Source organism: Paenibacillus sp. FSL L8-0663 (assembly GCF_038008125.1).
In the GTDB taxonomy this organism is placed as follows: Bacteria; Bacillota; Bacilli; order Paenibacillales; family Paenibacillaceae; genus Paenibacillus; species Paenibacillus polymyxa_D.
The window spans coordinates 4306176-4328717 of the sequence record NZ_JBBOYM010000001.1; the positions used below are offsets into that span (position 1 = coordinate 4306176).

Consider the following 22542-nt stretch of genomic DNA (forward strand, 5'->3'; position numbering starts at 1 on the left):
TTTATTGTGAGTGAAATTATCCCTTGAGTTCTTCAATACGTGCGATAACTTTAGCGCGCTTATCTGAGTAATCGGCTTGCTTGGCCTTCTCTTCCTCGATGACTTTAGCTGGTGCCTTCGCCACAAAGCCTTGGTTAGATAACTTTTTCTCCACGCGCTCCACTTCACTGTTCAAATGCTGAAGTTCTTTTTCCAGTCTGCTAATTTCCTGGGCAATATCAAGCAGTCCGGCCAGCGGCAGGTACAACTCTGCGCCGCTAACTATAGATGTCATCGCTTTATCTGGAACGGTGAACTCTAATCCCGCGTCGAATTCAGACGTATTACAGAATCTACGCACATATTCCCCATTGCGGTTAATGATATCGAGAACGGCTTGATCGCCGGGTTTTATGAGCAACTCAATTTTTTTACTCATCGGCACATTGACTTCAGCACGGATATTGCGCACAGCGCGAATTACGTCGATCAGCAAATTCATTTCTGCAACTGCATCCTTATCCTCAAAAGCCGGATCATAAACAGGCCAAGCGGCCAGTGTAATCGTTTCTCCCTCATGTGGAAGATGCTGCCATATTTCCTCAGAGATAAACGGCATGAACGGATGAATCATGCGCAGCGTCCGGTCCAATACATATGCAAGTACGGACTGCGTTTTCTTTTTCGCATCTGCGTTGTCGCCATATAGGGAAAGCTTCGCAAACTCAATGTACCAGTCGCACAAATCATCCCAAATAAAGTTATACAGAAGGCGGCCTGTCTCGCCAAATTCATAAGCATCTATTAGACGCGTGATGTCGCGTGAAGTTTCGTTTAGACGATGCAGAATCCAACGATCAGCGGTGCTCAGGTCACCAGTAATGTCTATATCTGCCGAAGTGACGCCTTCCAGATTCATCAGCGCAAAGCGTGACGCATTCCAGATTTTATTGGCAAAGTTGCGGGCCTGCTCCACCCGCTCCCAGCGGAAACGAAGGTCTTGCCCAGGCGTGCTACTGGTGGAAATCATATAACGCATGGCATCGGTACCATATTGGTCAATCACGTCGAGCGGATCAACACCGTTGCCGAGGGATTTGGACATTTTTCTACCGTCCGCATCACGAACCAACCCGTGCATAAGTACGTCCTTGAACGGAATCTCTTCCGTAAACTCGAGTGCTGTAAAAATCATACGCGATACCCAGAAATAAATAATGTCATAGCCTGTAACCAAGACATTAGTCGGATAGTAGCGTTTGAGGTCCTCTGTCTGCTCAGGCCAGCCCAGTGTCGAAAACGGCCACAAAGCCGAGCTGAACCAAGTATCCAGCACATCCTCATCCTGTTTTAGCTTTCTGCCAGCATACTCAGGCAAAGTTGTAGGGTCCTCCGCCGATACAATCACTTCTCCGGTATCCTCATCGTACCAAGCCGGAATACGGTGTCCCCACCATAATTGACGGGAAATACACCAGTCACGCACATTTTCAATCCAATGCAGATAAGTACGTTCAAAGCGATCCGGTACAAAGTTTACCCCGTTGCCAGCCTTCTGCACTTCAATGGCTTTAGCTGCCAGAGGCTTCATTTCCACAAACCATTGTGTGGACAGATAAGGTTCTACAACTACACCTGTACGCTCGCTGTGGCCTACTTGATGTACGTGCTCTTCAATACGAATCAGTACGCCCTGCTCTTTCAGATCAGCGACGATTTGCTTACGGCAATCGCTACGATCAAGGCCCTGATATTTGCCTGCTTCGGCATTCATCGTTCCCGTTTCGTCCATCACTGTAATTTGTGGCAGCTGGTGACGTTGTCCCATTTCAAAGTCATTCGGGTCGTGAGCCGGTGTAATTTTAACCGCGCCGCTACCGAAATCTTTATCAACATAATCATCCGCAATGACCGGAATTTCCCGTCCGATGATTGGGAGCACAAGCGTTTTGCCGATCATTTGCTTGTAGCGTTCATCTTCCGGGTGTACAGCTACAGCTGTATCGCCCAGCATCGTTTCAGGACGTGTAGTGGCTACCGTAATAAATCCGCTACCGTCTTTCAGTGGATATTGCAGGTGATACAGATTTCCGTTCACCTCTTTGTATTCCACCTCAATGTCCGATAATGCAGTACGTGCAGCAGGGTCCCAGTTTATGATGCGTTTACCGCGATAAATCAGACCCTTCTTGTACAGTTTAACGAATACCTCGCGTACCGCTTGGGACAGTCCCTCATCCAGCGTAAAACGCTCACGAGAATAATCGAGAGAAAAGCCCATCTTTTCCCATTGGTTATGGATATTATCTAGGTAAAGATCCTTCCACTCCCACACTTTCTCCAAAAACTTCTCGCGGCCCAAATCATAACGTGTCAGGCCTTCTTCACGCAGCTTTTGCTCTACCTTTGTTTGGGTAGCAATACCCGCATGGTCTGCCCCTGGCAGCCACAAGGCATCATAGCCCTGCATCCGCTTGGCGCGAATAATAATATCCTGCAAAGTAAAGTCAAGAGCATGTCCAATATGCAACATACCTGTAACATTCGGTGGTGGAATAACGATTGTAAAAGGCTCTGCCTCTGGATGTTGCCCAGCGCGGAAATAGCCCTTCTCCATCCACGTTTTGTACCATTTTTGTTCTGCTGATTTTGGATCGTACGTTGTTGGCATTTCCAAGGTTGTCTTGTTGTCTTGTTCTGACATATCAGGATACCTCCATGATTTTTCAATTGGCAAATAAAAAAAGCCCTTCATCCTCAAAGGACGAAAGGCTGTTCTCTCGCGGTACCACCTTTGTTTCACCCCTAGTGTATGTATCCACTGATCCATTACACATGGTGTGACACTTTATGCAGATAACGGTTGCGGACCGGCCTTATTCTACCGTGAACCTCTTATCTTCCGTAGGAATTAAATGAGGAACCGTTCAAACAGGCGACTCCCGGGTGACTTCGGCCAGTAGCTTCCTGCGGAACCTCACAGCGCTGCAATTCCACTCTCTGAAGGGCTTGCTGCCTACTCTTCCCGATCTCAGTCTTTCAATAACTATACCACATCATACATTTCCCATTGACTATAGTCAACACCCGCTGTGCATTTTTCAGCAACCGGATCAAGGGATGTACAATACCTGTCCTTCTTCCACATGATGCTCCGCCAATCTGTTATACAGTTGAAGCTCACGCGTGCTGAGCTGATAACGGTCAGCTATGGTTTCCAGTGTATCCTCGCGCTGTACTATGCATAACCGCACCTTACGAAAAGGTGTTTCATCTTGTGTATGAAAAAAAAGGTTCTTCCACTTGGCATTCTCCCGCTCTTCTTCGGCTTTCTGATCCTGCGGCTCCTGCTCCAATTGCTGCTGGTATTCCGCTTCTTTCACCGAACGGCTGGATTGGAGCAATGATGAGTAGACAACCGGGTCTGGCTCGTCTGCCTCTTCATCCTTTTTACTGTTAAGCGCCACACGCATCTCTGGCTTATCCTCAGTAAAAGTGTCATGGGCCTCGTGATTCACCTGTTCTGACGCTTCAGGCCTGAAGTCGAAGCTATCTACTTGACTCGCTTCCAACTGTGGCTCCAGATAGACCTCGGACTCCGTAGCAGGATGCGGTTCAGACAGCAAAGGGTCATAATTTACATTAGGAGATGCGGAAGATACTTTGGACTCATTTCCCCCTGCCCATGCTTCCTTTTGCTGAAATCCCCACACTTCCGGAGACCCATGCTCATGTTTGACCTCGGGAGAGTTATCTTCAACTGCTTTGCCCGTCCAAGGCTCATAGAATCGGTTAGGATCTACTGCTGGCTCATAAGCTTGCTGTTCCGACGATGATTGCTGTTCCCCTTGGTCCTCAGACAGCTGTTCCCAGGAAATGGACTCCTGTTGTACTGGCACACTGTAGGAGGTTTCAGGATCTGTAACGTAATCAGAGGTCGAATCATTGGTAGAATCATTGGTAGAATAGGCCTCTGCCTGACGATACTCTTCATCGGCGGAAAGGGATTGAACCGGATGCTCAGGTGCATGCACTACGGTAAATTCCTCATCCAACCAGACCGCCGTCTCTTCCGCGTGCGAGCTTTCCACACCATGCAAAGAAAGAACGCCTGTAATGTTTAGACTACGTAAAGAAAGCAGGTCTACATCAAAATTTTCAATCTCGACAGAGATATCTTCCAATCTCCCTACGCGGTTTAGCGGAATGGTAATTTCCACAGGGATCAAATGATGAAGCTCGCTCGTGAACTGTTCAGGTGTGCGGTACACGCCCTCCAGCAGCAAATGCCCTCGCAAAGCGGCATGGTCGCCGTGGGTTACAACCTGAATGCGTGGCAGAAGCTCGATTTCCTCCAACTCAGCAATCCCGGCAGCTTCCTCCGTCAAATGAATGCGTTCATAAATATCAAAACGCAAGCCTTGCGGCTGATCATTCTGTTGTTTGTTCAAGGATGGCATCCTCCTTTGGGCAGTCTCCGCACATCCTCTGACTTCTGGTCAGGCGCACGGAAACTCCATATTGCAAACCGTTTCTAGGTTCAAGTATATGCGCCAAAATAGAAGGCATGCCATCTTTTATAGCTGTTTGTGCAGCTTTTGAAAATCATCCGGCCAAGCATCCTCAACAGTAATCGTTTCGCCACTCAGCGGATGACAGAAGGTAAGACACTCTCCGTGTAGCGCCTGCCTGCCAAAATCAGTAGCACGCCCCCCGTATAATACATCCCCAAGCAACGGGTAGCCAGCATGACTAAGATGTACGCGAATCTGGTGCGTCCGTCCTGTCTCCAGCGTCAGATATACGAGACTCACTGCACTTGAACCGCTTCCCCATACTTCCCCGAGTTCAATATGGGTAACCGCCTTCTGCCCAGTCGGAGATACACGACGGCGCTGCTTATGATGCCTGTCCTTGCCAATCGGCCAATCCAACGTTCGCAGCGATGGAGGTACTTTCCCTCGTACCAAAGCTACATACCGGCGGTCGATATCCTTAGCTCTCATTTGCTCGTCCAGCTTGAGCAACGCAAACTCATTTTTGGCATATAGCACCGGGCCCGTCGTATCCACATCCAGACGATGTACATGCCGTACCACCGCATGAATGCCATTCATCTCATAGTAGGATGCGACAGCATGATCCAACGTCAGCGGACCATCCTGCACACCACCGTCCGGATGTACTGCCATACCTGCTGGTTTATGTACTACCAGACAAAAATCATCTTCATACAGTACCTTCAAATCATACCAGCGAGGGGTGATGCCAAGGTTCATTACAGGAAAAAGGGCCAGCCGTAGCCGGTCCCCTGTAAGTTCAATCTCTTTATCATGGCGCAGTCTGCGCCACAGCTTTTCCGGTAATTCCAAACGATTCAGCAACCACTGATCTACAGCATCAGCGCTGTTTTTTTCCTCGTCTGTGATTTCCCGTCCTGGCGTGACTTCCAGCCACGGTCCTCTTCTTTTCCAGCCACCTTGCCAGCTCATAGACGTTTGAGCGCGCGATAGTTCGCCTCAATGGTGGCATCAATATCCTCTACCGTATGCACGCCCGATACAAACATACCCTCAAATTGAGATGGTGCTACACTGACTCCCTCATTCACCATTTCAGTAAAGTAACGACGGAAGTGGTCCTGATTACTCGTTTTAGCTGTATCAAAATTGACAACCTTTTCTTCTGTAAAAAATGGACAAACCATGGAACCCACGCGATTGATCGTGACAGGGATACCTAGCTCGTTCGCATTACGTTCGAATCCGGCTTGAAGTCGTGCTGCCCGCTCTTCCAAGCGATCGTATACTTCTGGCGTCAGCAATTTAAGTGTCGAATAACCTGCTGCCATAGCCAGCGGATTTCCGCTAAGCGTACCCGCTTGATAAATGGGCCCCGATGGAGCAATCCGCTCCAGAATATCACGACGTCCGCCGTAAGCACCTACAGGGAGTCCACCACCAATCACTTTACCCAAACAGGTAAGATCCGGTGTCACACCAAAGCGACCTTGAGCCGAATGAAGTCCAACCCGGAATCCAGTCATCACTTCATCAAAAATCAGCAGACTTCCGTACTGCTGGGTTACCTCACGCAAACCTTCCAAAAATCCAGGCTGTGGCGGTACAACTCCCATATTGCCTGCTACTGGCTCGACAATAATTGCGGCAATCTCTTCGCCAAATTTCTCAAAAGCTAGCTTCACCGAAGCTAGATCATTATAAGGGACAGTGATGGTATGGGTGGCCACAACTTCAGGCACACCGGGACTATCGGGCAAGCCTAATGTGGCAACACCAGAGCCTGCTTTAATCAGCAAGCTGTCCGCATGACCGTGATATGATCCCTCAAATTTAAGAATTTTACTACGGCTCGTAAATCCGCGTGCGAGTCGAATCGCACTCATAGTCGCCTCAGTACCGGAGTTAACCATACGTACAATGTCCATAGAAGGAACACGCTCACATACGAGCTTGGCCATTTCGGTTTCTGCCAACGTTGGTGCGCCGAAGCTGGTTCCTTTTACAACAGCAGCCTGTAAAGCTTTAACCACTTCGGGATGTGCATGGCCCATAATAAGCGGTCCCCATGAACATACATAGTCTAAATAGGATTGACCATCAATATCATATACGCGCGATCCTTCGCCATGGTCGATATACACAGGTGTAATTCCAACAGATTTAAAAGCCCGTACCGGGCTGTTTACGCCACCCGGAATGTATTGTTTTGCCTCATCAAAGGCTACTTTGGAGTTCGTATCCTTGCGCACTGTTCGTTGTTCGTCGATCATTCTGACCACTCCTATCTTCTGAAAATAGACTTATTGCTTCAACCATCTTGCCGCATCCTTGGCCGAATAGGTAATAATCATATCTGCACCCGCACGCTTCATACTTGTCAAAATCTCTAGCACCATTGCTTTTTCATCAATCCAGCCTTGAAGTGCCGCTGCCTTGACCATGGCATATTCACCACTAACGTTGTAAGCCACCATAGGCAGATCAAATTGATCCTTAATCGTGCGCATTACGTCAAGATAAGAAAGGGAAGGCTTCACCATCAGCATATCTGCCCCCTCCAGCACATCAGATTCTGCTTCTCGCAATGCTTCACGTGCATTAGCAGGATCCATCTGATAGGATTTGCGGTCACCAAACTGCGGCGCAGAATCTGCGGCCTCCCGGAAAGGACCGTAAAAAGCAGACGCATATTTGACGGAATACGACATAATTGGAATATGTGAAAAGCCTTCTAGATCCAACCCCTGCCGAATCGCCTGTACAAAACCGTCCATCATATTAGATGGCGCGATAATATCTGCACCAGCTCTGGCCTGAGATACAGCTGTACGTACCAGCACCTCCAGAGATTCATCATTCAATACCTCACCGCATACCTCACCATCATGCTCATGCATGTGCACCATACCGCAGTGTCCATGGTCCGTAAACTCACACAAACAAGTGTCAGCCACAACCAGCAGTTCGGGATAACGCGACTTGATCAGACGAGTAGCTTCCTGAACAATACCATCGTCCACAAAAGCCGAAGTCCCTACGCTGTCTTTGGTTTCTGGGATGCCAAATAGGAGCACAGCGGGAATGCCGAGCTCACTAATCTCTTTCAGTTCTTCCTCCAGCCGATCCAGAGAAAAACGGTATACACCTGGCATAGAGCTAATTTCCTGTTTCACCCCAGTGCCAAATGTTACGTAGATCGGTTGGATAAAATCAGCGGGATTCAATACGGTCTCACGCACCATACTGCGGATTGCAGCCGACTGTCGCAAACGGCGATGTCTGGTAAAAGGAACACTCATGATTACAAACCTCCATTTTTTATACATTCATTAGTAAAAACAAAAAAATTATAATGTCATAACAGTACTTGAACGTTTCCACTCACACAACGATTGGATCAGACTTTCAATGGTCGCCTTCTCTGACATAAAACTTACAGTCAAGCCGGCTTGGGTAGCTGTCTCACCGGTCAAAGGACCTATCACAGCAATCGTAACTCCCTCCAGCAGCGACACCGGATCATGGATCCCCATTTGTCTGAGGGCTTCTAAGAAAAAGGTTACAGTTGAGGAACTGGTAAACGTAATCGCATGAATGGCACGCTCCTGAAGCAGCTTGAGAAGTTCATCATCCTGTGTGTTGGCTGCTAGCACCGTTTGATACAAATCAGCCTCGGTCACATGAAGTCCCATCTCCCTCAGCTTTTCTGGCAGCCACGGCCGAGCTAGATCACCTCTTGGGAGAAATACGTTCTGCCCTGCCTGCAAATCCTGCTCAAATCCTTCGAGCAAGCCCTCTGCCTGAAATGGGCCCTCGATCTGTTCTGCCACAATTCCGTGCGTCCGAAGCGCGGCTGCTGTAGCCGGTCCGACTGCGGCAATACGCGCTTTGAACAGCATACGTACGTCCTTGCCCTGTTCCTTTAAGTGCGTGAAAAAGTATTCCACTCCATTAACGCTGGTAAAAAACACCCAATCATATTCTGGCAGTCGCGCAAATGCCTCTTTAATTTCCTGTTTGGTTGGCTCGTCCGAAGGGGCGACCGTCTGAATAACTGGAAATTCATAAGGCTCGCCACCAAGCTCTTCTATCCGATGGACCAGACTGCTGGCCTGCGCACGCGCGCGAGTAACCAAAATTCGCTTGCCAAACAAAGGCATGTCCTCAGCCCATTTTAACTGTTCACGTTGATTGACCACTTCTCCGACAACGATGACGGCGGGAGGCTGAAAATTCGCAGCCTTCACCTTAGCTTCAATATCCGCAAGCGTACCCACCAGCGTATCCTGCTCGGCACGGGTTCCCCAGCGGATCAAGGCAACAGGAGTATTTGATGGCTTGCCGTGTTTTATCAGCTGTTCACTGATATAGCCAATCTTTGCTACACCCATCATAAAGATCAGTGTGCCCGTTGCGTTCGTCACTTTATCCCAATGAATACTTTTGTCGAGTTTATCCGGACTTTCATGACCTGTAATGATAGATAGCGATGAGGCCATATCCCGGTGTGTGACTGGAATCCCCGCATAGGCGGGCACACTGATTGCTGATGTGATGCCGGGTATAATTTCATAGGAAATACCATGTTTACGCAGTAGCCCGGCTTCCTCGCCGACTCGTCCAAATATAGTAGGGTCTCCCCCTTTAAGACGAACAACTGTTTTTCCTTCCAAGGCCAAATCCACCAACAGCTGATTAATTTCCTCTTGCTTCATAGTGTGACGATCTGGCAACTTTCCAACATATATTTTTTGGGCCCCTGGCTTCATCAATCCCAAGAGGCGCGGGCTTGCCAGTCTGTCGTACACAATGACATCGCCCAATTGAATGCATTCCCAACCCTTGACCGTAATTAATCTTGCGTCTCCGGGTCCTGCACCTACCAAATATACTTTTCCTGCCATGCTATCATCCCCTCACCTGCGCCAGAATCTGTTCTGCTCCTTTGGCTATCAAACTGGCCGCCACCGCTTCTCCCAGCTTTTGCGGATCATTTCCCTGGAGCGTTTCCTTCAAAATAACCTCGCCATCTGGCGAGCCTACCATGCCCGTAAGGCTGATTTCTTGACCAGCCCAGACGGCATGAGCCCCGATCGGCACTTGGCACCCCCCATTTAACACGCCCAAAAAGGTTCGTTCTGCCGCAACGGTAGCCGAGGTATCCCGGTCGTTGTAAAGGCGCAGCAAGGCCAATAGCTCTTCATCACTCGCGCGACATTCAATACCCAGCGCTCCCTGCCCAACCGCCGGCAAACAGTCTTCTTCCGGTATATAGGATGTAATTCGATCTTTCCAGCCCATCCGATGCAAACCTGCTGCCGCCAAAATGATAGCGTCAAAACCTTCCGTCTCCAGCTTTTTCAGACGGGAATCAATATTCCCACGCACAGGCTCCAATTGTAGATCAGGTCGCATGGACTTGATTTGACTGGCTCTGCGCAGGCTACTCGTGCCCACCTTTGCCCCTTGAGGCAATTCCTCCAGGCTCTCGGCGCCCAATGTGATCAGGCAATCACGTGGATCCTCACGACGCGGTACAGCGCCGTTGACAAGCCCTTCCGGCAATTCGGAAGGCATATCCTTCATACTATGTACTGCCATATCAATCTCACCAGCCAGCATGGCCTGTTCAATCTCTTTGACAAAAAGCCCTTTGCCACCCACTTTGGACAAGGTTACATCCAATATTCGATCACCCTTGGTCAGGATTTTCTTTACGACAAATTGCAAATCCATTCCATGCTCCGCGCATAGCGCGTTCAAATCTTCAATGACATGCCCGGTCTGAGTTAACGCCAGCGCACTCTGTCTGCTGCCTACCACAATTGTTCGCATGTTATTCCTCCTGATTTTGCGCAATCCACAGGTCTATTTGTTGTTCGGTCCAAGCCATAAATTCATGACGGCGTATTTGATCCAAAATTCCGCTACTCGCCAAGCGCCTCAGTAGTTTAGTCCTTTGCTGTGGGGAACTTATCTTACGTTTGATGATCTGTCGCATATCGTGCATGAAATCCAGATATGGCTCGTATTCGCTACCAAACAACGTATCCAAGGCTGATGTAATATCAGCGGTCACAGCGGGGCCTGCCCCTTCTGTAGAGATACTAATCGTCAGTCTCCCTCGTCGGATGATGCCCGGCGTTATAAAATCTCCCTCTTCCGAGCGATCCGCCACATTTACCAGTATACCCCTTTGTCTGGCCTCATGCGCAACCTTATTATTCACTTCTCTCTGGTTCGTAGCGGCATATACAAGAAAGGCTCCCTGGAGGTCACCCTCGCGATATACGCGATTTACCCAGTGGAGCTGCTTGTGATCGGCCAGGACCTGTAAATCCGGCGTTATATTCGGGCTAATGAGGGTAATGGACGCCCCACTTTCCATCATCCCCTTAACCTTTCGTTCCGCAATCCTGCCGCCGCCTACAATACAACAGATCTTATTGTTACAATTCAACGAAACCGGGACAAAATGCTGCAAATGGCTTTTCACTCTCCCGTCCACTGATGAAATACAGACCAGGAATTCAGCAAAAAATTAAGAATCAATAGCGTGTAGCCCACCAATGCCCACTTTGCCATCACAAGCCCTGAACGCTGATTCAATCTTTTGCTCACTAAAAATATAATATACACACACAGGGCAATCGCTGTCATCAGCACCTTGGTATCTAGCAAGAGAAGCCAGCGTTCCTCAGCAATAATAGAAATAACGGCAACTACAATAGAGACTCCCAGCAAAGGAGTACCAATCAACAGCGCCATATGCGTATACCGATCCATCATTTCCAGACTCGGCAGGCGTCTGATCGTGTCATTCCATTTCTTTACTTTCAATTTACGATGCAAAAACAGATATAACCCCGAAAATACAGCTGCTACTGTCATCGCTACAAAACCAAGATTAGCCAGCGCAATATGAATCAGGAGCAGCCCATGCACGGTATGCCAATTTCCAAGTGGATTGTCGAGAGGCTCCATCCATATATTGTTGAGCACCAGCACTGCAAAACTAATAATATTAAGCAGCAATACCGCAAATTCGGAACGCTGATAACGTGTCAAAATCAAAGAAATCAGCACTAAAATAACTGAAAACAGAAATAGAAAATCGTAGGTCACGAAAATAGGAAGATGCCCTTCATTCCAGGTTCTTATCCCCATATAAGCAAGCTGGAGCACCAGAACGACAACAAGAAGCCCTGTACCTGTCCGTTTAGCATTCGCATTGCGACGAATCCCATCCGAGAATACAAACAGAAGGCTCAGGGCAAAAACATAAATCATTGAATCATATATAAGCATGCCTGAAGCCACGTCTGTTCACCCACTTTTACAGGCTGGCCGGCGCAAACGACGCTGGCAAAGCCTGAGCCTGAACGGTTTTTTCATGAACACCGGCTTCCGGTTTTATTAACGCAGATGCATCGCTTTTATCTACTTTCTGAGCGGCGTCATCCAAACGATCCTCCAGAGCAAAAATGTGGCTAAACATGTCCAGGGCCTCATTCCCCTGTTTTTGGACAGCCAGTTCCTTTACCCGATTGATCGGATCATGCATCATCTGGTTCAGCATGCTCTTCGTCAAACGGCTAATCACTTTGCGTTGCCGTTCATCCAGCTCGGGAAGCTTATTGAACAAGCTTTCCAACGTATCCTGATGTACAGACTCCGCTTTTTCCTGTAATGCACGAATCACCGGACGCACTCCCATCGTTTTCAACCATTGATAAAACTCGCTAAGCTCATCTTCGATCATATGCTCGATTTTTGTAGCTTCGGTACGGCGCATTTCCAAATTGCTCTCCACGATCCCTTCCAGATCATCAATATCGTACAAGAAAACATTCTGTAATTCACCAATAGCCGGGTCGAGATCACGCGGAACCGCAATATCAATCATAAACAAAGGACGGGACTGTCGACGTTTCATACTTGCTTCAACCCGAGTCCGATCCAGAATATACCCCTGGGCACCTGTCGAGCTAATAACAATATCCACGTCCGCCAACCGATTCATGCCTTCCTCCATCGTAACCGGCGTTCCATGGAACTTGGAGGCAAGGTCTTCCGCACGGGACAAGGTTCGGTTGGCTACAATAACCTCGGCTGCTCCGCCGCTGTACAAATGCTTAACCGTAAGTTCGCTCATTTTACCAGCACCGAGAATCAGTACCTTTTTATCGGTAAACATCCCGAAAATCCGTTTGCCTAGCTCAACTGCTGCATAGCTGACAGATACGGCACTTTCTCCAATAGATGTCTCTGAATGGGCACGCTTGCCCAATGTGACGGCCTGCCTAAACAACATATTAAACCACGTTGCCGTAATTTTCTGGGATTGAGCCTGAAGAAAAGCGTTCTTTACCTGTCCCAAAATTTGTGTTTCTCCGATTACCATAGAATCAAGACCACAAGTCACACGGAACAAATGCCGAATCGCCTGCTCGTCCTCATATATATATAAATGTTGTGTAAATTGATCACGCGGAATGCCAAACCATTGCTCCATAAAACTGCGTATAAAATAGCCGCACATGTGAAGGCGGTCCACTACAACATATATTTCAGTCCGATTGCAGGTTGCGACAACTACGCCCTCCAACACACTTTTGGTAAGTTTGAGTTGCTCCAGCGCTTTTGGCAAATCTTGTTCTGCAAATGTAAAACGCTCTCTGACTTCCACAGGCGCCGTACGATAATTCAACCCAACAACGACGATGTGCATTGCAAATTCACCTGCCTAAACTGTAATAAGAATAACCACTGTTATCATAAACTATGTTAATTATATCACAGAAGTCCGAATCTCCTCCGGCTGTTTTATGAATTGTTTATGAAAATTGAATAGCTTTCATGAAACCAGCACGTTCTGTATGATTTGATTTAGTGTAGACCACTTTTAAAACAAATAACCATGGAAATGTTCCATGGCTATAATATAGGACGCACAAATGGCTCCATAAAAAACGATTTACACTAACTCAGCCAGCTTGCACTCTGGTGATTCCACCTGAAGTTCTCCCAAGCCGCGAATCAGCTTTTTCGCATATGTTTTTTTCGGTTTTAGAACGGATACCAGGTAATCAATAGCCAGCTGCGGATCGACAGTCTCACCGCAAGTATAACAATCAATAGCGGCAAACCCTCTCTCAGGATACGTATGAATAGAGAGATGACTCTCCGACAACAGTACAAGCACGGTAGCTCCCTGTGGTTCGAACTGCTTGGATTGAACGGACATCACCGTTGCTCCGCAAGCTTCAGCTGCTTCAACTAATTGAGCCTCCAAAAACTGCGCATCATTCAGTAATTCAAACTCAACACCCCAAGTATCTACGGCAACGTGTCTTCCGAAAGTTGAGTACTCCAATTCCATCTTTCGGTTCCCCCTTCCTAGGAATAAAATGTTTGGAAAAATTTCATCCGCTAGGACCTACGTCATTCACTTCCCGAGGGAATAACCTCTCGCAACATTCAATGTCCTGAGTGAATCCTGGTTCCTATATTTCATTTTCAACGAGATTAAAAATAACATCTATGTGCAGCAAATGCAATCATTTTTTAAGAATAAAAAAGCCTATTTCGGTAAAGAAAGGGACTACATGGCATAACGATTCATTCCATATATTCATGCCTTATTAAGCTTCCAGTGCAAATAATTTTGAGCAACTCATTCGAAGCTTGTGGTCAATCTGTTCCAACTCCGAGAAAGTACGCGCCAAATTCCGCTGGTCAAGCAACGAATTAATGAGATGATATACGTCAGATATTTCATTTTCAACGTTCTGATGCTGAAAAAGCTGTTGCAATTCCTGCACCGTATTTTTATATTCGAATACCAGCCTGGAACCTCCGGCATTCTTCTCCATAATTTTACGAACCGTACCTTCATTATAAAAATACACCATAGTGAATCCTTGATACATTCGGTAAACGATGCCTTCGCCCTTAAAACGAACAAAAAGTTTGCGTATAAACAGGGTTAGTTGCGGATGAATTAAGCGACAAGTCAATTCACACACAAACGCTCCCTCTTTGGCTTCAAAAAACAAATGAACTTCCTCACCCGCACTATGCTCCAGAACGATTTCCTGTCTTCCGTTATCTAGAACTTTAATATAGTAATGCACCTGGGGATCATCCACTGCCCGCAAAAATTCGTCCATTTGGGTTTCCGACAAGGTCAAAGTGGTTTTAACATACTCTGTGGCTAACCGCTGAGCCATACCCATCTCCTCAATTCTTTCCTGAACCTATAAGTTTAAGCTTTAAATTTATTATACATCAGACCTAAAGTGCTTTTCTTGCACATCAAATCATAAATTCCCGCCATACATCGGAAATAAACGGAAAATGATGGGGTTGAGACTGCATTATCCCCCATATACTCACTTTTCGGCTTAAAATCCACGAGTTCTTTTTGTTATTATATATTATTCCCACCTATTTAGTAAGTTTATTTTTTTGAAGCCCGAACCATGAAAAAAGGACGTCCTCAAGGACGTCCCTAGCCTTACAATTCCGTCTGCTCTTCTTCGTCATTCTCTATATAGCTGGAGATGACAGACCACAGCTCTTCCTTGCCCATACCTTCTTCGGATGAAAAGGGGATAAACAATCCCCCGGGAAGTATTCCGAGTTCCTGCTTGATTACCTTGTAATGCTTTTCTCGCCGCGTTTTAGGGATTTTATCTGCCTTCGTGCCTACAACACATACGGGAAGCCCGTTATGACGCAGCCAATCATACATCATGATATCGTCCTTGGACGGCGGATGGCGCAAATCTACCATTTGAAGCACCAGTTTGAGTGGCTCACGCTCCAGCAAATAAGACTCAATCATCTGCCCCCAAGCCTTGCGGGACGTTTTGGATACCTTGGCGTAACCGTAACCGGGAAAATCGACAAAATAGAGATCATCATTAATCCGGTAATAATTGAGTTGCTGGGTTTTACCTGGCGTAGAACTGGTACGCGCCAAATTTTTACGGTTAATCAACCGATTAATCAATGAAGACTTTCCTACATTGGAGCGCCCCGCCAGAGCAATCTCTGGCAAAGCGTCCACAGGAAACTGATCGGGACCAACCGCACTTATTATAAATTCTGCTTTTGTTACTTTCATTGTGTCCTTAATTCCTCTCTAATGTACCCTTGCCTGCTCAACCAAAGCATGCTTTAGCACCTGATCCATATGGGCAACGGGGACAAATTCAACATCCTGCCGGATACTGTCGGGAATATCCTTTAAATCCCGTTCATTATCTTTGGGAAGCAGAATTTTTTTGTAGCCTGCCCGGTGGGCAGCCAGCGACTTCTCTTTTAAACCACCAATCGGCAATACACGGCCGCGTAGAGTAATTTCGCCGGTCATAGCCACATCCTTGGATACATGACGGTTGGTCAAAGCTGAAATTAACGCGGTAGCAATAGTAATTCCCGCAGATGGACCATCCTTCGGAATCGCACCCTCAGGAATATGAATGTGGATATCATTTTTCTCATAAAAGTCTAGTTCAATGCCCAGATCAACTGCTTTGGAACGGGTGTAGCTGAATGCCGCCTGTGCAGATTCCTTCATAACGTCTCCCAGTTTACCCGTAAGAATCAGTTTACCACTACCAGGTACGACCGTCACTTCAATCATCAGTGTTTCACCACCGACCTCTGTCCATGCCAAGCCTGTAACCGTACCGATCTGATCCTCCAGTTCTGCAACACCGTAACGGAATTTAGCGATACCCAGATAATCCTTCAGATTATCCGGTGTGATTTGAATTGGTCCTTCGCCACCAGATACAACGGACTTCGCCGCCTTGCGGCACAGAGAAGCCATTTGCTGCTCAAGATTCCGCACACCAGATTCACGCGTATATTCGCGAATGACACGCAGTAGCGTATCCTCCCCGATAACCAGTTGTTCCTCGTCCAAGCCATGCTCTCTCTTCTGCTTGGGCAATAGGTACCGATTGGCGATTTCCAGCTTCTCCAGTTCGGTGTAGCCAGGAATATAGAGCGTCTCCATGCGGTCCATTAGCGGACGCGGGATGTTGTGTGCAGCATTGGCTGTCGTTACAAACATCACATTGGACAGGTCAAACGGCAGCTCAACAAAATGGTCACTGAACGTATTGTTTTGTTCAGGATCAAGCACTTCGAGCAATGCCGCCGATGGATCTCCTCGAAAATCGGAAGCCATTTTATCAATCTCATCCAGCAAAAATACTGGATTAGACGTTCCTGCGGTCTTCATCCCCTGAATGATCCGCCCTGGCATCGCACCAACATAAGTCCGACGGTGACCACGGATTTCCGCTTCATCCCGCACACCTCCGAGAGAGATGCGGACAAATTCCCGACCCATGGATTTGGCAATCGAACGGGCCAACGAGGTCTTGCCGACCCCTGGCGGACCCACGAGACACAGAATCGGTCCCTTAATGGTCTTCACCAGCTTGCGTACAGCCAAATACTCCAATACACGCTCCTTGGGTTTATCCAATCCGTAGTGGTCGTTATTAAGTACCTCTTCAGCTTTGACGATATCCAGATCATCATCGGTAAACTTGTTCCATGGCAAGCTTAACAACCAATCCACATAATTACGGATGACGCCACCCTCGGCAGAGCTTGCCGGCATTTTTTCCAGACGATCGATTTCCTTTTCGACCTTCTCCTTCACCGGAACAGGCAACTCTAGTTCACTTAGCTGGTTGCGCAGTTCTTCAACTTCTCCCGCGCGACCTTCCTTCTCGCCAAGTTCCTTCTGAATTGCCTTCATTTGTTCACGCAGATAATACTCCTTCTGCGTCTTTTCCATCTGCTTCTTCACACGCTGGTTGATTTTACGTTCCAGCTCCAGTACTTCACGCTCATTGTTCAAAATATCCAGAAGCTTCTCCAGACGCTGAGTAACGTCGATCGTCTCCAGTATATCCTGCTTTTCCTTAATTTTGAGCGTCAAATGACTTGTGATTACGTCTGCTAGCCGTCCCGGCTCCTCAATATCCGATACCGCAGCGAGAGTCTCCGGTGTTACCTTTTTGGACAAGTTGATATAATGCTCGAACTGAGTTAATACAGTGCGCATTAGCGCATCCGTCTCAGGCTGTACGTTTTCTGCCTCGTGCAGCTCCTTCGCCATTACCTCGTAATATTCTTCATTGTCCGTATATTGAATAATCTCGGCCCGTTCCAGCCCTTCCACCAATACTCGAATGGTTCCATTAGGAAGTTTGAGCATCTGGCGTACCTTGGCTACCGTGCCGACTCGAAAGATGTCCTCTTGTGTAGGTTCTTCAATATTTACTTCTGATTGAGAACACAGGAGAATCAAATTGTCTTCAACCATCGCTTTTTCCAAAGCCTTGACCGATTTTTCCCGGCCCACATCGAGATGCAGAACCATACTCGGGTAGACCAGAAGCCCTCTTAAAGGCAGCAAAGGAAAACGACGACCTTTTGTCTTGGTGGGTCCCATCGCTTTCGCACCTCCAGTGATTCTCAGGTTCCGGATTTTACAATCCTCAAGTTGTTATCTTTCATATTTTATCAAATGTTTTATGAAAAAACCAATGAAAGGGTGGTTCATCAGCAAGATCCTGTATCTGATATCGTCCCGTTATGCGTTCCATCAGCCTGTAACAAGGAAGATTGGGATGGGCGAAAAGTCTCAATTGGCGCATGTACAGGCGAATCCGACGTTATCTCTTCCCCGAACACATGTCGGAACACTTCGGTAACCGACTGTACGGGAATCACTTTTAAACCCTCAATGCTGTCAAAAAGAGCTTGCCAGTTGTCCTGCGGAATGATCACTTTTTTGGCTCCTGCCTGAAAAGCGGCTTCAACCTTGGCTAATACACCACCAATCGGTTTGACACGACCATGGATGCTAATTTCGCCAGTCATTGCAATTTCATGATCCACCGGAATTCCCCGCATCGCGGAAGCAATGGCTGTTGCCATCGCAATTCCTGCGGACGGGCCATCTACCGGCGTACCCCCAGGGAAATTGATATGCAAATCGTAATTCGACGGAGACAATCCGAGCGTACGCAAAACAGTTAGAACATTTTCTACAGAACCTTTAGCCATGCTCTTACGGCGCAGTGTACGGGACCCGCCTCCGATTTCTTCCTCATCCACAACCCCCGTAATATTATAGCTGCCCTTTCCCTCAGGAACCGGAACTGCTGTAACTTCAATTTCAAGCAGCATCCCCATGTTCGGGCCATATACAGCTAATCCGTTAACGAATCCGATTTGCGGCAAGCCTGGTATTTTTCGGTCAGGACGCGGTTGAATTTGACTACTGCCCGCTACCCATTCGACGTCGGAAGCATTGAGACATTCCCTTTTCTCGGTAAGTGCCAAACCAGCAGCCAGCTGGATCATATTGACCGCCTCCCGACCGTTCGTTGCGTAACGCTGTACAACTTCTACCGCCTCAGGACAAGGGCCAAAGCCTAGCTTGTGGACGGCATCCTCTGCAATACGAGCAATCTCCTGTGGCTGCAAGGCACGGAAATAAATCTCCATGCACCGGGAGCGAATCGCAGGTGGCAGTTCATGCGGCGAACGGGTCGTCGCACCCACCAAACGAAAATCGGCTGGCAAACCGTTTTGGAAAATATCGTGGATATAAGCAGGAGTATTCGAATCTTCCGAGTTGTAATACGCACTCTCCAAAAATACCTTGCGATCCTCCAGTACTTTCAAGAGTTTATTCATCTGCGTTGGATGCAGCTCACCAATCTCATCAATGAACAGCATCCCCCCATGCGCCTTCGTCACAGCTCCGGGTTTAGGTTGTGGGATACCCGCTACCCCCATCGCTCCTGCCCCTTGATAGATTGGATCATGCACTGAACCTATCAGCGGGTCCGCAATACCGCGCTCATCAAAGCGGGCCGTCGTAGCATCAATCTCCGTGAATTTGGCATCTCCCTTGAACGGAGAGGACAGATTCTTCTTAGCCTCTTCCAGCACAACGCGTGCAGCAGCTGTCTTCCCTACACCCGGCGGGCCATAAATAATGACATGCTGCGGATTCGCACTACATAACGCAGCCTTGAGCGCGCGCAGTCCATCCTTCTGACCCACGATATCCTGTAATGTGGCAGGACGTGTGCGTTCAGCCAACGGCTTGGTAAGTGAAATAGAACGCAATTTGCGTAGCTTATCCAATTCCTTGCGGGATTCCCGATCTACCGCACTACGGTTCGTTTTCTGGCTCCGCAGGAGGTTCCAGAAATACAGACCAATAACAATCCCGAAAAACATTTGCACCAATAACAAAATCATAGTCAAGTCCATCGTATTTCCTCCGTTTCTCATCTCAGCAATTTTAAAAATGCCGCTCTATGAAAAACAGTATTTCCTTTTCCGCGATAGCTAAACGGCGGTCTTTCAAAAGATCAGAGAGAAATACAAAAACACCGCGAAGAACAGTTCTGTAGCAGAGCTGCTCTCCACGGCGTTTAAATGATGACAATAGATTATGACTATGCCTCTTTATAATAACTGCTTTTTGCCTACACCTTCTCGGCGGTATGACGTTCTTCACGTCCAGGTATTTTCCCTGTTTCCTCATATGCTTTGACGATGATATCAATTTCTTTTTTCAATTCGTCCACCATATCAGCCTCAGGTACTTTGCGAATCATTTTTCCATAACGGAACAAAAGGCCTTCACCGCGCGCTCCGGCAATTCCAATATCAGCTTCCTTCGCTTCACCCGGGCCATTTACTGCACAACCCAGTACTGATACTTTAATCGGTACCTTGAGTTTTGCAATGTAGTCTTCTACCTCGTTGGCAATAGAGAACAGATCAATATCCAGACGTCCGCAAGTCGGACAAGAAATCAATGTAGCTGCGTTTGTGATTAATCCAAACGTCTTGAGCAACTCACGGGCTACCTTCACTTCTTCCACCGGATCAGCACTAAGTGAAATACGCATTGTGGAGCCGATGCCTGATGCTAGCAAAGCGCCCATACCTGCCGCGCTTTTAACTGTACCCGTAAAGAGTGTACCCGCTTCGGTAATACCCAGATGGAGCGGATACTTAATAATTTCAGCGGCCTTCGTATAAGCAGCAATCGCCATAGGAACATCAGACGCCTTCAGTGACACGATAATGTCATGGAAATCAAGTTCTTCCAGTATCCCGATATGATACAGCGCACTTTCTACCATCGCTTCTGGCGTAGGGTAGCCATACTTATCAAGTAAATGCTGTTCCAATGACCCGGCATTCACACCAATTCGAATCGGAATCCCTTTTTCCTTACATGCCTTCACGACAGCTTCTACTTTTTCACGTCGTCCTATGTTACCTGGATTAATGCGAACTTTATCAATCCCATTTTCAATTGCCAGTAGAGCCAGCTTGTGATTAAAGTGAATATCTGCAACTAGCGGAATATGAATCCGTTTTTTAATTTCCTTAATGGCTGCGGCAGCTTCCTCATTGTTGACGGTAACCCGCACCAGTTGACATCCGGCTTCTTCCAAGCGAAGAATCTCGGCTACAGTTGCTTCCACATCTGCTGTTTTAGTTGTACACATGCTTTGGATGATGACTTCATTGCTGCCGCCAATCGTCAGATTCCCGACTTTAACGGGACGTGTGTCTTGTCTTAAGAACATGTACTTTTCTCTCCCATTAACGCCAAACCTCCACCCCTTAAAACCTCATACAGGTTTAGTGAAGTGGAGATCCGGCTTCTCATGTTTTAGAGATCGCGAAGTATCAATCCTTAGGCGCTCTCTTCTTGTTTTTTATCCTTATCTGTACCACCGAGTTCCGGTGCGATTTTGTCTTTTACAACCTGCTCATTGATGACGCAAGTAGTCACATCCTCACGGGAAGGAACCTCATACATTACGTCCAGCATAATACCTTCGATGATCGCACGAAGGCCACGGGCACCCGTGTTACGCTTGATCGCTTCACGAGCAATGGCTTCCAGAGCATCTTGCTTAAACTCCAGTTGCACATTATCCAGCTCAAGCAGCTTCTGGTATTGCTTGGTTAACGCATTTTTCGGTTCGGACAGAATACGAACCAATGTGTTCTCATCAAGCGGCTCCAGCGTAGAAATTACTGGCAAGCGTCCTACAAATTCCGGTATCAGACCGAATTTCAAAAGATCCTCAGGCAATACCATTGAAGTATATTCGCCTGGTTTCAGGTCTTTTTGTTCGCTGGTAGCGTTGAAGCCGATAACCTTTTTACCGATACGGCGTTTGATCATTTGCTCCAGACCATCAAAGGCACCACCGCAAATGAACAGGATATTCGTGGTGTCAATTTGAATAAACTCTTGATGTGGATGCTTGCGACCGCCTTGAGGTGGTACAGAAGCAACCGTGCCTTCCAAAATTTTAAGCAACGCCTGCTGTACACCTTCACCCGAAACGTCACGCGTAATGGACGGGTTTTCGGATTTGCGGGCTACTTTATCAATTTCGTCAATGTAGATAATGCCGCGTTCGGCTTTTTCTACATCATAATCGGCAGCTTGAATCAGTTTCAGCAAAATATTTTCAACGTCTTCACCCACATAACCTGCTTCCGTAAGGGAAGTGGCATCTGCGATAGCAAAAGGAACGTTCAAAATTTTAGCCATGGTTTGCGCAAGCAACGTTTTACCCGAACCTGTAGGTCCAAGCATCAAGATGTTACTTTTTTGCAGTTCCACATCATCAATTTTGTTTTGAGTATTAATTCGTTTGTAGTGATTATATACCGCTACAGACAACGATTTTTTCGCTTGATCCTGACCAATAACATATTGGTCCAGAATGTCACGGATTTGCATTGGTTTCGGAATGTCTTTCAGATCTACTTCTTCTTCATGACCCAATTCCTCTTCTACAATCTCCGTACACAACTCAATGCATTCGTCACATATATATACGCCCGGTCCGGCAACAAGCTTGCGAACCTGATCCTGAGATTTACCGCAGAAAGAACATTTCAATTGTCCTTTTTCATCATTAAATTTAAACATAGAGCCACCCCT

General features: G+C 47.3%; 17 protein-coding genes. All 17 read right to left on the reverse strand.

The window, feature by feature from the left end:
* Positions 1 to 16: 16 nt before the first annotated feature.
* Positions 17 to 2683 (reverse strand): valine--tRNA ligase, encoded by a 2667-nt coding sequence (locus MKY75_RS18935; protein ID WP_029518416.1) that lies wholly within the window; start codon positions 2681 to 2683, stop codon positions 17 to 19.
* A gap of 409 nt (positions 2684 to 3092) precedes the next feature.
* A complete protein-coding gene (locus tag MKY75_RS18940; protein ID WP_165148798.1) occupies positions 3093 to 4430 on the reverse strand; it encodes a LysM peptidoglycan-binding domain-containing protein in 1338 nt (445 codons plus the stop codon).
* A gap of 126 nt (positions 4431 to 4556) precedes the next feature.
* Positions 4557 to 5471 carry an RluA family pseudouridine synthase gene (locus MKY75_RS18945; RefSeq protein ID WP_340886241.1) on the reverse strand — a complete coding sequence of 305 codons (915 nt, stop codon included), beginning with the start codon at positions 5469 to 5471 and terminating at the stop codon, positions 4557 to 4559.
* Positions 5468 to 6772 (reverse strand): glutamate-1-semialdehyde 2,1-aminomutase, encoded by a 1305-nt coding sequence (gene hemL / locus MKY75_RS18950; RefSeq protein ID WP_069011263.1) that lies wholly within the window; start codon positions 6770 to 6772, stop codon positions 5468 to 5470. The genes MKY75_RS18945 and hemL overlap by 4 nt, the downstream gene beginning before the upstream one ends.
* Positions 6773 to 6802: 30 nt before the next feature.
* Positions 6803 to 7801, reverse strand: coding sequence for a porphobilinogen synthase (gene hemB / locus MKY75_RS18955; RefSeq protein ID WP_028541574.1), 999 nt, complete (start codon positions 7799 to 7801; stop codon positions 6803 to 6805).
* A gap of 48 nt (positions 7802 to 7849) precedes the next feature.
* Entirely contained in the window at positions 7850 to 9406 is a 1557-nt protein-coding gene (gene cobA, locus MKY75_RS18960; protein ID WP_209950329.1) for a uroporphyrinogen-III C-methyltransferase, read from the reverse strand.
* 4 nt (positions 9407 to 9410) lie between these two features.
* Positions 9411 to 10337: a hydroxymethylbilane synthase gene (gene hemC, locus MKY75_RS18965; protein WP_029518410.1), complete on the reverse strand. Its 927-nt coding sequence runs from the start codon at positions 10335 to 10337 to the stop codon at positions 9411 to 9413.
* 1 nt (position 10338) lies between these two features.
* Positions 10339 to 10986: a precorrin-2 dehydrogenase/sirohydrochlorin ferrochelatase family protein gene (locus MKY75_RS18970; RefSeq protein ID WP_340887101.1), complete on the reverse strand. Its 648-nt coding sequence runs from the start codon at positions 10984 to 10986 to the stop codon at positions 10339 to 10341.
* Positions 10987 to 10994: 8 nt separating this feature from the next.
* Complete coding sequence (gene ccsA, locus MKY75_RS18975) at positions 10995 to 11822, reverse strand: cytochrome c biogenesis protein CcsA (protein ID WP_029518408.1); 828 nt, start codon at positions 11820 to 11822, stop codon at positions 10995 to 10997.
* Positions 11823 to 11838: 16 nt separating this feature from the next.
* On the reverse strand, positions 11839 to 13233 hold the full coding sequence (hemA, locus tag MKY75_RS18980; RefSeq protein WP_340886243.1) for a glutamyl-tRNA reductase: 1395 nt from the start codon (positions 13231 to 13233) through the stop codon (positions 11839 to 11841).
* Positions 13234 to 13479: 246 nt separating this feature from the next.
* Positions 13480 to 13878: an adenosylmethionine decarboxylase gene (speD, locus tag MKY75_RS18985; RefSeq protein ID WP_025365654.1), complete on the reverse strand. Its 399-nt coding sequence runs from the start codon at positions 13876 to 13878 to the stop codon at positions 13480 to 13482.
* Positions 13879 to 14146: 268 nt separating this feature from the next.
* Positions 14147 to 14734 (reverse strand): hypothetical protein, encoded by a 588-nt coding sequence (locus tag MKY75_RS18990; protein ID WP_029518406.1) that lies wholly within the window; start codon positions 14732 to 14734, stop codon positions 14147 to 14149.
* 287 nt (positions 14735 to 15021) lie between these two features.
* Positions 15022 to 15633, reverse strand: a complete 612-nt coding sequence (yihA, locus tag MKY75_RS18995) for a ribosome biogenesis GTP-binding protein YihA/YsxC (protein ID WP_029518405.1) — start codon at positions 15631 to 15633, stop codon at positions 15022 to 15024.
* Between the two features lie 18 nt (positions 15634 to 15651).
* Positions 15652 to 17988, reverse strand: a complete 2337-nt coding sequence (gene lon / locus MKY75_RS19000) for an endopeptidase La (protein ID WP_023989969.1) — start codon at positions 17986 to 17988, stop codon at positions 15652 to 15654.
* A gap of 110 nt (positions 17989 to 18098) precedes the next feature.
* Positions 18099 to 19826, reverse strand: coding sequence for an ATP-dependent protease LonB (lonB, locus tag MKY75_RS19005; protein WP_029518404.1), 1728 nt, complete (start codon positions 19824 to 19826; stop codon positions 18099 to 18101).
* 218 nt (positions 19827 to 20044) lie between these two features.
* On the reverse strand, positions 20045 to 21163 hold the full coding sequence (ispG, locus tag MKY75_RS19010; RefSeq protein ID WP_025718670.1) for a flavodoxin-dependent (E)-4-hydroxy-3-methylbut-2-enyl-diphosphate synthase: 1119 nt from the start codon (positions 21161 to 21163) through the stop codon (positions 20045 to 20047).
* 110 nt (positions 21164 to 21273) lie between these two features.
* Positions 21274 to 22530 (reverse strand): ATP-dependent protease ATP-binding subunit ClpX, encoded by a 1257-nt coding sequence (gene clpX / locus MKY75_RS19015; RefSeq protein ID WP_013311623.1) that lies wholly within the window; start codon positions 22528 to 22530, stop codon positions 21274 to 21276.
* Positions 22531 to 22542 lie beyond the last annotated feature (12 nt).

Bases quoted from the DNA above. Each gene is read 5' to 3' on its own strand.
- MKY75_RS18935 (WP_029518416.1), bottom strand. From the start codon at position 2,683: ATGTCAGAACAAGACAACAAGACAACCTTGGAAATGCCAACAACGTAC.
- MKY75_RS18945 (WP_340886241.1), bottom strand. From the start codon at position 5,471: ATGAGCTGGCAAGGTGGCTGGAAAAGAAGAGGACCGTGGCTGGAAGTC.
- hemL (WP_069011263.1), bottom strand. From the start codon at position 6,772: ATGATCGACGAACAACGAACAGTGCGCAAGGATACGAACTCCAAAGTA.
- hemB (WP_028541574.1), bottom strand. From the start codon at position 7,801: ATGAGTGTTCCTTTTACCAGACATCGCCGTTTGCGACAGTCGGCTGCA.
- cobA (WP_209950329.1), bottom strand. From the start codon at position 9,406: ATGGCAGGAAAAGTATATTTGGTAGGTGCAGGACCCGGAGACGCAAGA.
- hemC (WP_029518410.1), bottom strand. From the start codon at position 10,337: ATGCGAACAATTGTGGTAGGCAGCAGACAGAGTGCGCTGGCGTTAACT.
- hemA (WP_340886243.1), bottom strand. From the start codon at position 13,233: ATGCACATCGTCGTTGTTGGGTTGAATTATCGTACGGCGCCTGTGGAA.
- MKY75_RS18990 (WP_029518406.1), bottom strand. From the start codon at position 14,734: ATGGCTCAGCGGTTAGCCACAGAGTATGTTAAAACCACTTTGACCTTG.
- yihA (WP_029518405.1), bottom strand. From the start codon at position 15,633: ATGAAAGTAACAAAAGCAGAATTTATAATAAGTGCGGTTGGTCCCGAT.
- lon (WP_023989969.1), bottom strand. From the start codon at position 17,988: ATGGGACCCACCAAGACAAAAGGTCGTCGTTTTCCTTTGCTGCCTTTA.
- lonB (WP_029518404.1), bottom strand. From the start codon at position 19,826: ATGGACTTGACTATGATTTTGTTATTGGTGCAAATGTTTTTCGGGATT.
- ispG (WP_025718670.1), bottom strand. From the start codon at position 21,163: ATGTTCTTAAGACAAGACACACGTCCCGTTAAAGTCGGGAATCTGACG.
- clpX (WP_013311623.1), bottom strand. From the start codon at position 22,530: ATGTTTAAATTTAATGATGAAAAAGGACAATTGAAATGTTCTTTCTGC.